The 12,749-nt window shown below is 60.3% G+C and carries 13 protein-coding genes; 7 read left to right on the top strand and 6 right to left on the bottom strand.

Going from position 1 to position 12,749, the window contains the following annotated elements; genetic code table 11:
* Position 1: 1 nt before the first annotated feature.
* Positions 2-949, bottom strand: a complete 948-nt coding sequence (gene trxB / locus KZ772_RS02720; protein WP_290538354.1) for a thioredoxin-disulfide reductase — start codon at positions 947-949, stop codon at positions 2-4.
* A gap of 315 nt (positions 950-1,264) precedes the next feature.
* Between trxB and KZ772_RS02725 the strand changes: the two genes are divergently transcribed.
* From KZ772_RS02725 to cysG, 6 genes are all read left to right on the top strand, one after another.
* Entirely contained in the window at positions 1,265-3,580 is a 2,316-nt protein-coding gene (locus tag KZ772_RS02725) for a DNA translocase FtsK (protein ID WP_290538355.1), read from the top strand.
* A 31-nt stretch (positions 3,581-3,611) separates the two neighbouring features.
* Positions 3,612-4,226, top strand: coding sequence for an outer membrane lipoprotein chaperone LolA (gene lolA / locus KZ772_RS02730; RefSeq protein ID WP_290538356.1), 615 nt, complete (start codon positions 3,612-3,614; stop codon positions 4,224-4,226).
* Complete coding sequence (locus tag KZ772_RS02735) at positions 4,223-5,554, top strand: replication-associated recombination protein A (protein WP_290538357.1); 1,332 nt, start codon at positions 4,223-4,225, stop codon at positions 5,552-5,554. Before lolA ends, KZ772_RS02735 begins: the two co-directional genes overlap by 4 nt.
* Positions 5,551-5,943, top strand: coding sequence for a CrcB family protein (locus KZ772_RS02740; protein ID WP_290538358.1), 393 nt, complete (start codon positions 5,551-5,553; stop codon positions 5,941-5,943). Before KZ772_RS02735 ends, KZ772_RS02740 begins: the two co-directional genes overlap by 4 nt.
* Positions 5,944-6,115: 172 nt before the next feature.
* Positions 6,116-7,408 carry a serine--tRNA ligase gene (gene serS, locus KZ772_RS02745; protein ID WP_290538359.1) on the top strand — a complete coding sequence of 431 codons (1,293 nt, stop codon included), beginning with the start codon at positions 6,116-6,118 and terminating at the stop codon, positions 7,406-7,408.
* A 131-nt stretch (positions 7,409-7,539) separates the two neighbouring features.
* Positions 7,540-8,931 carry a siroheme synthase CysG gene (gene cysG / locus KZ772_RS02750; RefSeq protein WP_290538360.1) on the top strand — a complete coding sequence of 464 codons (1,392 nt, stop codon included), beginning with the start codon at positions 7,540-7,542 and terminating at the stop codon, positions 8,929-8,931.
* Between the two features lie 145 nt (positions 8,932-9,076).
* On the opposite strand, the gene KZ772_RS02755 is transcribed toward cysG, so the two are convergent.
* The 5 genes from KZ772_RS02755 to KZ772_RS02775 all read right to left on the bottom strand — a co-directional run bounded on the left by KZ772_RS02755 (position 9,077) and on the right by KZ772_RS02775 (position 11,744).
* The gene (locus tag KZ772_RS02755) at positions 9,077-10,081 is read right to left on the bottom strand and encodes a glycosyl transferase family protein (RefSeq protein WP_290538361.1); all 1,005 of its coding nucleotides are present in this window, start codon (positions 10,079-10,081) and stop codon (positions 9,077-9,079) included.
* A gap of 69 nt (positions 10,082-10,150) precedes the next feature.
* Positions 10,151-10,402 (bottom strand): hypothetical protein, encoded by a 252-nt coding sequence (locus tag KZ772_RS02760; RefSeq protein ID WP_290538362.1) that lies wholly within the window; start codon positions 10,400-10,402, stop codon positions 10,151-10,153.
* A gap of 10 nt (positions 10,403-10,412) precedes the next feature.
* Positions 10,413-10,715 carry a hypothetical protein gene (locus KZ772_RS02765; protein ID WP_290538363.1) on the bottom strand — a complete coding sequence of 101 codons (303 nt, stop codon included), beginning with the start codon at positions 10,713-10,715 and terminating at the stop codon, positions 10,413-10,415.
* The gene (gene tusD / locus KZ772_RS02770) at positions 10,708-11,067 is read right to left on the bottom strand and encodes a sulfurtransferase complex subunit TusD (protein ID WP_290538364.1); all 360 of its coding nucleotides are present in this window, start codon (positions 11,065-11,067) and stop codon (positions 10,708-10,710) included. The genes KZ772_RS02765 and tusD overlap by 8 nt, the downstream gene beginning before the upstream one ends.
* Positions 11,067-11,744 (bottom strand): Bax inhibitor-1/YccA family protein, encoded by a 678-nt coding sequence (locus KZ772_RS02775; protein WP_290538365.1) that lies wholly within the window; start codon positions 11,742-11,744, stop codon positions 11,067-11,069. Before KZ772_RS02775 ends, tusD begins: the two co-directional genes overlap by 1 nt.
* Positions 11,745-11,974: 230 nt before the next feature.
* On the opposite strand from KZ772_RS02775, the gene KZ772_RS02780 reads away from it, so the two are divergent.
* Positions 11,975-12,682 carry a hypothetical protein gene (locus KZ772_RS02780; protein WP_290538366.1) on the top strand — a complete coding sequence of 236 codons (708 nt, stop codon included), beginning with the start codon at positions 11,975-11,977 and terminating at the stop codon, positions 12,680-12,682.
* Positions 12,683-12,749: the final 67 nt, after the last annotated feature.

Consider the following 12,749-nt stretch of genomic DNA (forward strand, 5'->3'; position numbering starts at 1 on the left):
CTTAGTGGTTCAGGTTGTCCAGATACTTCTCCGCATCCAGAGCGGCCATGCAGCCCGCACCGGCGGAGGTGACCGCCTGACGGTAGACGTGATCCGCCACATCGCCAGCGGCGAACACGCCTTCCACACTGGTGGCAGTGGCATTGCCTTCGATGCCGCTACGGATCTTGATGTAGCCGTCGTTCATGTCCAATTGGCCTTCGAAGATATCCGTGTTCGGCTTGTGGCCGATGGCAATGAAGACACCTTGCAGTTCAAGGTCTTTGCTGCCTTCACCCTTGGTGGATTTGATGCGCATCCCGGTGACACCGCTGTCGTCGCCCAGCACTTCTTCCAGGGTGTGGTCCCACTCGACGCTGATGTTGTCCTTGGCGAGCAGCTTGTCCTGGAGGATTTTCTCCGCGCGCAGGCTGTCACGGCGATGCACCAGGGTTACATGGTCGGCAATGTGCGACAGGTACAGAGCTTCCTCGACGGCGGTATTGCCGCCACCGATCACGGCAACGCGCTGGCCCTTGTAGAAAAAGCCGTCACAGGTGGCACAGGCGGACACCCCTTTACCCATGAAGGCTTCCTCGGACTCCAGGCCCAGGTACATTGCGGAAGCCCCAGTGGCAATGATCAGGGCATCACAGGTGTAGGTGCCGCTATCACCCTGGAGGGTGAAGGGGCGGTTGCGCACATCCACTTCGTTGATGTGGTCGTACACCATTTCCGTCTCAAAACGCTCGGCATGCTGCTGCATGCGCACCATCAGGTCCGGGCCCTGCAAGCCTTCCACGTCACCGGGCCAGTTGTCCACCTCGGTGGTGGTGGTGAGCTGCCCACCCGGCTGAATCCCGGTAATCACCACCGGCTTGAGGTTGGCACGGGCGGCGTAAACGGCGGCGGTGTAACCCGCAGGGCCGGAACCGAGGATAATCAGGCGATGGTGCTGCACGTCGCTCATTGAGAACTCCAGTTGATAGGTAAGGGCAGGTTGCCGATGGCTCCCCAACAGATGGGGGTGTGGCCCTGCGCATTCAAGGGTGTGAAAACTACCGTAAAACAGGGGGTTCGTGAAGCCTATAACTGTCATAGGATAAGCCAACTGCGACCGGGTCGGGCAGGCAGCCGGTGGGATTTGTGCGATAATCCCCGGCGGCTCGCCAGTGCCGGGGCGACAAAGCTGGTCGCTCCCAGCGGGATTGACTACAATCGCAATAATTTCAATTCGTTATCGGCAATTCCTTAAGCTTAACTTTATGAATTCAAGGGGTAAGGCGTGAGTAAAACGGTTGCCGGGCAAGGACAGTCCGGGTTTTCCCGCCATCTCAAACGCGGTTTGGTAGAGGGTATGGTGATCGCCCTGATCGCCCTGTCCCTGTATCTGCTGCTGGCGCTAATCAGCTTCGATAGCCGTGATCCGGGTTGGTCCTACGTGGGCAATGTGGACGCGGTGCGCAATGCCGCTGGCCGGGCCGGGGCGTTTAGCGCCGATCTGTTGCTGGGTCTGTTCGGCTATATGGCGTATCTGTTTCCGGTTCTGGTGGGGTTTTGGGCCACCAAGGTGCTGCGTGAACGCCACGCCGGCCTGCCTGGCAGCTGGCCGTTGTTCAGTCTGCGGCTGGTGGGCTTTGTGCTGACCATGCTGGCGGGAACAGCCCTGTCCTACATGCACTTCACCGTGGGCGAGGCCCTGCCGGAAGGTGCCGGCGGGATTCTCGGCCATGAGGTGGGCGCGGCGGCGCTGGACAGTTTCAACCCTCTGGGGGGCAGCCTGATCATGGTCGCCCTGTTCCTGATCGGGGTCACCATCTTCACCGATCTGTCCTGGATTGCCCTGGCAGAGGGCCTGGGCGCCCTGGTGCTCGGTGCTTTCGAGAAGATTCCGGCTTGGTGGCAAGCACGCCGCAGAAAACGTGAAGAGGCCCAGCAGAAGAAGCAGGCCCATGAAAAACGCGCCAAGGTGATCAGCGAGGCCAAGAAGAAAGCGGAAACCCGCACGCCACCCAAGATCGCCAAACCGGCCAAGCCGGTGGAGAAGAGTGCACGGGTGCACAAGGAGAAACAGCAGAAGCTGTTTACTACCGAGGTGAACGGTGAGCTGCCGCCGCTGGTACTGCTGGATCAGGTTGAAGAGTCCAAGGGCGGTTTCTCCGAGGAAGCCCTGGAGGGCATGTCCCGCCTGCTGGAAATCAAGCTGAAGGATTTCAATATTGAGGCCGAGGTGGTGGCGGTGCAGCCTGGCCCGGTGATTACCCGCTTCGAAATCCAGCCAGCGCCAGGTATCAAGGTGTCACGGATCACCAACCTGGCCAAGGATCTGGCCCGTTCCCTGGCGGTGATCAGCGTGCGGGTGGTGGAAGTGATTCCCGGCAAGACCACCGTGGGCATCGAGATTCCCAACGAACAGCGGGAAATGATCCGCTTTACCGAAGTCGTCGGCACCCAGATGTTCGACCAGTCGCCGTCGCCGTTGACCATGGCGCTGGGCAAGGACATTGCCGGCAACCCGGTGATGGCCGACCTGGCCAAGATGCCTCACCTGTTGGTGGCGGGTACCACCGGTTCCGGTAAGTCTGTGGGCGTGAACGCCATGCTGCTGTCCATGCTGTTCAAATCGAACCCGGAAGACGTGCGACTTATCCTGATCGATCCCAAGATGCTGGAACTGGCGGTTTACGACGGCATTCCCCATTTGCTGACCCCGGTGGTCACGGACATGAAGGAAGCCGCCGGCGCGCTGCGCTGGGGGGTGGGTGAAATGGAGCGTCGCTACCGGCTGATGGCATCCATGGGGGTGCGTAACCTTTCCGGCTATAACCGCAAGGTGGCGGACGCCAAGAAGGCGGGCCAGCCTCTCAAGGATCCCATGTGGAAGCCGGAGGACCCCATGAACCTTGAGGAAGAGGCGCCGCTGGCGGAGCATCTGCCGTACATCGTCATCGTTATCGATGAATTTGCCGACATGATGATGATCGTCGGCAAGAAGGTGGAAGAGCTGATCGCCCGTATCGCCCAGAAAGCCCGGGCAGCCGGTATCCACCTGATTTTGGCCACTCAGCGTCCGTCCGTGGACGTGATTACCGGCCTGATCAAGGCCAACGTGCCGTCCCGGATCGGCTTCCAGGTATCCTCCAAAATCGATTCCCGTACGGTGCTTGATCAGGGCGGGGCAGAGCAACTGCTCGGCCACGGTGACATGCTTTATTTGCCCGGCGGTAAAAGTGTTCCGGAACGTGTTCACGGTGCCTTTGTCTCAGATGAAGAGGTACACCGGGTCTGTGACGACTGGCGCAAGCGCGGTGAGCCCAACTATCTGGACGAAATTCTCGATGGTGGCAGTGACCTCAATGCGCCCATGCCCGGTATGGAAAGTGCCGGTGGCGGGGGCGATGACGAAAACGACCCGCTTTACGATGAGGCGGTGGCCTATGTGACTCAGTCCCGTCGGGCCTCCATTTCTTCCGTGCAGCGGAAACTGAAAATCGGCTACAACCGCGCCGCCCGTCTGGTGGAAGCCATGGAGATGGCCGGGGTTGTCAGCGAGGCGGGCCACAATGGCCAGCGTGAAGTGCTGGCACCGCCGCCGGTGTAATCAGGCCGGAAACGGCCGACAAGGAGTTTCAATGCGCAAGCTGGTAACGGGTTTACTGATCATGCCGTCCCTGTTGTGGGCGGCCCCCACCGATGAGCTGCTGTCTAAACTGCAAAAGCTGGAATCCATGAAGGGCCAGTTCGAACAGATGGTGCTGGACCAGGGTGGCACTCACATGCAGGAAGCGGAGGGGAATTTTCAGGTGGCCCGAGGCAACCGTTTCTACTGGTCCACGGCAATGCCGTTTGAGCAATTGGCGGTCTCCGATGGCAGCACCGTCTGGGTCTATGACAAGGACCTGGAGCAAGTGGTGGTGCGCCCCCTGAGTCAGGATCTGGGGCAGACCCCGGCACTGTTGTTCGGCGGAAAGCCCGCCGATGTGGCGGAGGCCTTCGCTATTTCCGAGCGCAGCCGGGAGGGGCAAAGCGTCACTTATCGGCTCAAGCCGAAAGGGAAGGATCCGCTGTTTGACCAGCTGGATGTGACCTTTCAGGGCGACCAGCCCAGCTCCATGCGTTTGCAGGACGCGCTGGGCCAGCAAACCGTGATCGATTTTCGCGATCTGGTAGTCAACACGGGCATTGATGCCTCCCTGTTCAACTTCGTGCCGCCGGAAGGCACGGATGTCATTCAGCAACAGCAATGAACGACCTGTTCGCCACTGATGCGGCCCAGCAGGCACAGCCCCTGGCGGCTCGCCTGCGTCCCACCTCGCTGGGCGAGTACGTGGGGCAGCAGCATCTGGTGGGCGAGGGTAAGCCCTTTCGCCAAGCGCTGGAGCGTGGGCAACTGCATTCCATGATCCTGTGGGGCCCGCCGGGCACCGGCAAGACTACTCTGGCCCTCATCCTTGCCCAAACGGTGGATGCCGCCTTTGTCACGCTTTCCGCAGTGCTGTCGGGGGTAAAGGATATCCGCGCCGCGGTGGAGCAGGCCCAGGTTCGCCTGGGGCAGGGCCGCCGCACCGTGTTGTTCGTGGACGAGGTGCACCGCTTTAACAAGGCCCAGCAGGACGCCTTCCTGCCCCATGTGGAAGAGGGCACCATCACCTTTATCGGTGCTACCACCGAAAATCCCTCCTTCGAGCTCAATAACGCCTTGCTGTCCCGGGCCCGGGTCTACCGGCTGCGCTCACTGACTGCGGACGACCTGCGTGGCCTGCTGGATCGTGCTCTGGCGGAACCGAGTCTGAAAGGCATGCGTCTGGACGATGAGGCTCGCGAGTTGCTGCTCAACTACGCCGATGGTGATGCCCGGCGTCTGCTCAACATGCTGGAAGTGGCGGCGGATTTGGCTGGCGGCGAGGCGCCGGTTATCGATGCGGAGCTGATGCGTGAAGTCCTGCGCGATGCGGTTCGACGCTTCGACAAGGGCGGCGACCTGTTCTACGACCAGATCAGCGCCCTGCACAAATCTGTGCGCGGGTCCGACCCGGATGCGGCGCTGTACTGGTTTGCGCGCATGCTGGACGGTGGCTGTGACCCCCTGTACATTGCCCGCCGCGTGGTGCGCATGGCCAGTGAAGAAGTGGCCAATGCCGACCCCCGCGCGCTGACCCTGTGCCTGCAGGCCTGGGACGTGCAGGAAAGGCTGGGAAGCCCGGAAGGGGAGCTGGCCATTGCTCAGGCCATCACCTATCTTGCGGTGGCACCGAAGAGCAATGCGGTCTACAAGGCCTACAATCAGGCCAGGGCATTGGTTCGCGAACATCCCACTGACGAGGTGCCGCTGCATCTGCGCAACGCGCCCACCCAGTTGATGAAAGACGAAGGCTTCGGGGCCGAGTATCATTACGCCCACGATTTTCCGGATGCCTTTGTGGCCGGCGAAAACTACTTTCCGCCCAGCCTCAGCGGCACCCGTTTGTACGAACCGGTAAACCGGGGACTGGAGATCAAGGTAGCGGAAAAGCTGGCCCGTTTGCGCGGCCTGAACGCGCAGAGCGACTGGCAGCGCTACGGAGACGAGCAATGAGCATGGCAACCCTGGCGCCCTGGCTGGCCGTTGCCGGCGGCGGTGCCATTGGCGCTTGCCTGCGTTTCGCCACCAGCCTGTGGATTGGGGTACCGGCCATGCCGGCCTGGCCCTGGGCCACCTTCGGGGTGAATCTGTTGGGCAGCTTTCTGTTCGGCTTTCTGGCCGTGGCTCTGGCCAGTTTGCCGGTGGGTGAGATCTGGCGTCTGGCCCTGATGACCGGCATGCTCGGTGCCTTGACAACCTTTTCCACCTTTTCCTTCGAGCTGGTTCGATTGGTGGAAGTGAAAGCTTTCGGCATGGCGGCAGGCTACGGCCTGGCGTCGGTGCTGGTCTGTTTTTGTCTCGGCGGGCTGGGGTTGCTGCTGGGCCGGTTGGTTTTTGAATAACGACCGCCGAAAAAATACACCGTAGGAGCCATGCTCGCATGGCGAACCGCCCGTCAGGGCGCTCTCGCGAGCAGGTTCGCCATGCAAGCATGGCTCCTACAGGAAAGAATCTTATCCGCGTCTTGCGCCAGGCATCTGGCGTCGGGCGTTTTTTGCTTGGAGTGAAACAAACATGCTGGATATTCGTGCCCTGCGTCAGGACGGTGAAGCCATCAAGGCGGCACTGGCCAAGCGTGGTTTTGACCTGGATCTGGACGCCTTTGCTGCCCTGGATGCCCGTCGCAAACAGGCGGACGTGCGCTCCCAGGATCTGCAGGCTGAGCGCAAGAAAGCGTCCAAGCAGGTGGGGCAGCTGATCCAGTCCGGCATGGATGTGGATCAGGCCAAGGCCCAGGTGGCCGAATCCCTGAAAACCATCGATCAGGAACTGGATCAGGAAGTGGCCAACGCCAAAGCGATCCAGGAGGAAATCCGCGATTTTCTGATGGGCATCCCCAATGTGCCTCAGGACGCCGTACCCGCCGGCAATGACGAAGACGACAACGTGGAAGTGCGCCAGTGGGGCACCCCCAAGACTTTTGCCTTCGAACCGAAGGATCACGTGGATGTTGGCGAGGCACTGGGGCAGGGTAGCCTCGATTTCGAGCGCGCTGCCAAACTGTCCGGCTCTCGTTTTGCGGTAATGACCGGTGGCCTGGCCCGTCTGCACCGGGCACTGATCGACTTCATGCTCGACACTCACAGCAGCGAACATGGTTACGAAGAAGTTTATGTACCTTATCTGGTAGGCCCGGAAGCCCTGCGTGGCACCGGCCAGCTGCCCAAATTCGCCGATGATCTGTTCAAGATGGAAGGCGAGCGGGAGTTGTACCTGATTCCCACCGCCGAGGTCCCGGTAACCAATCTGGCCGCTGACGAAATCATTGACGCGGAGGCGCTGCCCCGTCGCTATACCTGCCATACCCCCTGTTTCCGCTCCGAGGCAGGCAGCCATGGCAAGGACACCCGCGGCATGATCCGCCAGCATCAGTTCGAGAAGGTGGAGCTGGTGCAACTGGTACGTCCGGAAGAGTCCGATGCGGCGCTGGAAGCCCTGACCGGCCATGCGGAAGCGATTCTGCAGAAGCTGGATCTGCCCTATCGGGTAGTGATCCTGTGCGGCGGAGACCTGGGCTTTTCTTCCTCCAAGACCTATGACATCGAGGTTTGGCTGCCCAGCCAGCAGCGCTACCGGGAAATTTCCTCCTGCTCCAATTTCCGTGACTACCAGGCGCGCCGCATGCAGGCCCGCTGGCGCAACCCGGAAACCGGCAAGCCCGAACTGGTACATACCTTGAATGGGTCTGGTCTGGCAGTAGGGCGTACACTGGTGGCGATCCTCGAGAACTATCAGAACGATGATGGTTCCGTGACCGTACCGGAGGCATTGCGCCCCTACATGAGAGGTCTTGAACGCCTGAAGTAGGGCAGTTCTGCCGTGACCGGTGACGATGCGCATTGGCCATCATCGCCGGGCAGAAACCCAGGGAAGCCAGGGTTTCTGGTGTCTGCGGCAGGTGTCATACATCCGGCGTCAGGCGTTTACAGGGAGCAGTCATGGAATTCCTACCAATTAGCTGGCGTCTGCAGGGCAAATCGGCCCTGCTTGTTGGCGGCGGCGAAGTCGCCCTGCGCAAGGGGCGCCTGCTGCACCGTTCGGGTGCAAAGGTAAGTGTGGTTGCGCCCGAAGTGTGCGCGGAATTGTGCGACATTGCGGAGCAAAGTGGGGGCGACATCCGTGAGCGCTCCTTCGAGACGGCGGATCTGGAAGGCCAGGCCCTGGTGATTGGTGCCACCGACGATGCAGCGGTGAACGCTGCAGTGGCACAACAGGCCCAGGCGAAAGGATTGCCGGTCAATGTGGTGGACAATCCCTCCCTGGGTGACTTCATCTTCCCGGCCATCGTGGACCGTTCCCCGGTGCTGATCAGTATCAGCTCCTCCGGTGCCTCCCCGGTGCTGGCGCGCAAACTGCGCAGCCAGCTGGAGTCTTCGCTGCCGGCTCGCTGGGGGCGTCTGGCAGACCTGATGGCGAAATTCCGCCAGCCCCTCAAGGACAAGCTCGACAATGTGGGTGCCCGTCGTCTGTTCTGGGAGCAGGCGTTGGAGGGACCGCTGGTCGAGAAGGTCATGGCCGGCAAGGACAGCGAAGCGGAAACCCTGCTCAGCGAAGCCATTGATCAGGCTGATGCCAGCCGCCTCAGCCGTGGCGAGGTGTACCTGGTGGGTGCCGGCCCCGGCGACCCGGACTTGCTTACCTTCCGCGCCCTGCGCCTGCTGCAGAAAGCCGATGTGGTGCTCTACGATCGTCTGGTGGGGCCGGGCATTGTGGACCTGGCTCGCCGGGATGCGGAAATGGTCTATGTGGGCAAGGCCCGTGATAAGCACGCCTTGCCCCAGGACAACATCAACGAACTGCTGGTGCACTACGCTAAACAGGGCAAGAAGGTGTGTCGGCTGAAAGGCGGGGATCCGTTTATCTTCGGGCGCGGTGGCGAGGAAATCGACCTGATCGTGGCCGAGGGCATCGACTTTCAGGTGGTGCCGGGCATCACCGCCGCCAGTGGCTGTGCCGCCTATGCCGGGATCCCGCTGACCCATCGTGATCATGCACAATCCGTTCGCTTCGTCACTGGCCATCGCAAGGATGGCTCCGTGGACCTGGATTGGCAGCATCTGGTCAGTGAAACCGAAACGGTGGTGTTCTACATGGGCCTGGTGGGCCTGCGGCAGATTTGCAGCAAGCTGATGGAGCATGGGCGCGCCGGTGATACGCCGATAGCCCTGGTGTCGCGCGGCACTACCAATCTCCAGGAAGTGATCACCGGGACGCTGGATAGCCTGGCGGATCAGATCGAAGGGCGGGAGATTCATGCGCCCACGTTGATCATTGTCGGCAGTGTGGTGAGCCTGCATTCGCAGTTTGAATGGTTTAAAAAAAGCAGTTAATAGTTAACAGTGAATAGTGAATAGTTACGCGGTCACGCGTATGGGGTTTTCAGACAAAGAAGCCGCGACCATGCCATGGTCGCGGCTTCTTGCTTTCAAAACAGAGGGTTCTCTCGCGACGTTATTAATTATTCATTATTAACTATTAATTTCTTCCCGATAAACCTTGCTTGTTCCGGTTAAGCCATAACTCCCGGGCCTGTTGCTGGGCCTGTTCCAGGCTTTCCGCCCGGTCCAACCCCCATAGCGCTACCGCGACGGTCTGAATTACCGCATTCTCGCCATAGTCATCGCTCTGCTCGCCACGCCATACCGCCAGCACTGTTTGTGCGTCCGGCTCGCCTGGAGGTGTTTGTCGTGCCATGACGTTGTCCAGAACGGCTGCGCCTTCCAGATGTTCTCCGTGGCGGATGCCGGTGATCTGGGTGCGGGCATCCGGGCGGATTTCCAGTTCGCCGCCTTCGCCCTTGAACAACAACAGATCCTGATCACCGGCCAGGTCGGCGGCGCCCTGGTGCAGTTCGATATAGGCCGGGTGGAAGACGCTCTGCATGGACAGAGGGGCCTTGGCTGGATTGAGGCTGCGAGCCAGGGTGTTAATGGGGGAGCGCAGGCCAAGAAAATAGCGCAGGGTCAGCAGGCGCGAAAGCGGCGCGCAGAAGGTCTCCAGGGGCAAATAAGCCAGGTCGTGCTGATCCAGGTGCGCAGCGGCTTCCCGGGGAGAGTTGGCCACTGGCAGGCCCAGCTGTGGCAGAAGCTGATCGCTATAGACCCGGTTGGGGGTATGGGCGGGGCCACCGTGGAGCAGGGTGCGGATGCCCTGGCTGGCCAGCAATAGCGCTGCCAGAAGGTACCAGGGGTGATGTTTCTTCTTGCCCGCATAGCTGGGCCAGTCCAGCTGTACGTCCGGCAGGGTCGCCAGCGCCTGGTAACAGACCGGGCGGCAGGCATCCAGAAAGCCAGCCAGCTCCTCCGGGGTTTCTTCCTTCACCCGCAGCAGCATCAGGAAAGCACCAAGCTGGATATCCTCCACCTGGCCATCAAGGATTGCCTGCATGGCCTCCCGGGCTTCTTCCCGGGTGAGACTGCGCCTGGCTCGTTTACCGCGGCCAAGCGTCCGTACAAAGGGTGCAAAAGCATGTTCAGTCATGATTAACCTCGAAGATGCCGACGCATCAGGCGTGCACGTGCGCGTGCTGTCGTGCGAATGAGCGCTATATCAATACCAGCTGGTACAGGGGCCGTGTTCGGCGACCAGCTCCAGCAGGTGGGTATGGTCGATAACGGGCAGTGGGCTGTCCGGCAGGGCCAGCACGGGATGCTGTAACAGGTAGCCGTCGCCTTTCAGTGATAACCCTGAAGCAAACAACAGGCCAGCATCGCTGAACACACAGATATCGCCTTCCTGGTAGAGGGCCTCGAATGCCTGGCGCTGGGGGCTGTCGGGGGTAAAACCTATCAGGTGAATCATTTAGCGTCTCTCAGAACACCAGAATCTGACTGCACTGATCACGCAGTGTTAGCAGGGCCTGGGAATCCAGGGTCTCCAGGGGGACTGGTGCGGTTGGTGCCGGGGCGTCGGTAACGCAGCGTACGCCGAAGTCCGGCAACTGCGCCAGGCTGTCGCTGGGCGCCAGTTGCAACTGATGCAGGCAGTCACTGGTCAGCCACAGGGTCGTGGGCTGCCCAAACGCTGCGCCGGTGAGCAGCATATCCAGGGTTTCCTGGAATTGGCTGGACAACGGCGCATTGCCACTGGCGATATAGAGAATCTGATTAGCCAAACTGTATCACCCGGTCGCTGTTGATCAGGGCATCTGCCCACTGGCCCAGCCCGGCCAGGGTGAAGCCGTCGGCCAGGGTGTCTGGTACTACGCCCCGACGCTGGGCAGCACCCACGCAAACCACCGCATCGATCGGATTGTCACCGAGCCATTGCTGCCATTGCTGGGCGGCACTGGCCTGGTCACCATCAGCACTCCAGGCATATCGATTCGCCAGGTGCACGGCATCCCGGTAGAAAAAGAGGCGATAAAGCTGGTGATCAGGGTGGCCCAGCAGGGCTTGGGCAGTGTGGAGAGCGGTCAATGCAGCGGCGGAATCCGCCGCTGCGTTGACCAGAAGGGCAAATCGCATCAATCGTCGCCGAGGGCGGTGAGCAGGTGCAGCAGGGACATGAACAGGTTATACAGGGACACGAACAGGGTCACCGTGGCCATGATGTAGTTGGTCTCGCCGCCGTGGATGATGGCACTGGTCTGCCACATGATCAGCATGGAAGACAGCAGTACGAAGGCGGCGGAGATCGCCAGGGCCAGTGCCGGAATGGCGAAGAAGATATTGGCGATGGCAGCAACAAAGGCCACCAGAATGCCGACCATGATGAAGTTGGTCAGGAAGCTGAAATCCTTCTTGGTTACCAGGGCGATGGCAGACATGACCACGAAGATACCCGCGGTGCCGCCCAGAGCCATGGTGACGGTTCCCATACCACCGGGCATTTGCGCGTACATGTTGATGATCGGGCCGGTGGTAAAGCCCAGCCAGCCGGTCAGAGCGAACACAGCCAGAATGCCCCAGGCGCTGTTGCGGAGCATGTTGGTGGCGAACAGCAGGCCGAAGTAAACACCGATGGTGAGCCATACGTTGATAAAGCCGATGTTGCTGGCCATGGCAAACCAGGACGCGCCGGTGGCGACAATCAGTGACAGCCCCAGCAGCATGTAGGTGTTCTTCAATACCTGGGCCGCACGTTCCCCGGTGACGGCAGCGCCGTGGGAGGAGACGGAATAGGGGTTAGTCGGGTTATTCATGTGTTTGCACTCATCCTTGCGAATTGTTCCTGTGATAATAAGGGCGGTAACGCCAAAATCAAGCGAAGAAACAAGGGAAAAAGCCTTATTTTTTGCGGCTCGGCAGGCTATCGCGGTGGGACGGGCCCTGTGGGCGCTTTTGTGAAGCAAATCTCGGGAGAGAGGCAAATATTGTCATACCCTCGTAATGAATAACGAGTGGCCGCTAATAGGTCGCCGCGGGGGAAATAATGACAACACTCGGTCTGGCTCCGAAGGAGGAGTCGATACAGATTCATGCCGTCAGCACCGGTGACGATATCCATCAGGCATTGCTGGCTGTGCCTGCCGAGTCGGACTGGAAAGCGGAAATGGTTTTCCTTCAGGCGCCAGGTTGGTGGCGTCCCCGGCGCCAGCTGACTCTCTTTAATGGTCGTTACCTGGAGTGGCGCGAGAGAAAAGGGCGAAGCGACTCCGCCAGGGTGATCAATCTGGCGTTCGTGAAGCCGGAACCGATACTTCAGAGAACGCTAGCGTGGTGTTCCATAACGGTAATGGCGTTGGCAGCCTTGGTTACCGGCTTATCGGTCCATGCGGCCTGGTTACCTGGGATGATCGGGGGCGCTTTGCTGGTGTTGCTGTCCGGGTTGAACAGTCTGCGCTGTTCCAGCGCCAGCTTTCAGTTTGTCACTCGCCACGGTGGTGCCCCGGTATTTGCGCTTTACCGCCAGCGAGGCGACCGCGAACGTGTCGAAAAAGTCCTCAAGGCAATTGGTGTACGTGGGCAGAAAGCCTGGACCCTGTTGCCCAAGGGGAAGGCACGTCTGGCAGCAGAGGTGGCAGAGCATCGACGGCTGGCAGATTCTGGTTGTTTATCGCGGGATACCTACGAAGCGGCAAAGCAGCGAATTTTTTCCCGTTATGCCAAAGGAGCAGCAGTTCGTCCTGCTTCTGGTTAAGTTTCAACCATTTGCCGGGCAGATTTGCGTACCGCGATTGACTGACCTTATCGCTCATGTATTATTG

The organism is Alcanivorax sp. (genome assembly GCF_019431375.1).
Lineage (GTDB): Bacteria > Pseudomonadota > Gammaproteobacteria > Pseudomonadales > Alcanivoracaceae > Alcanivorax > Alcanivorax jadensis_A.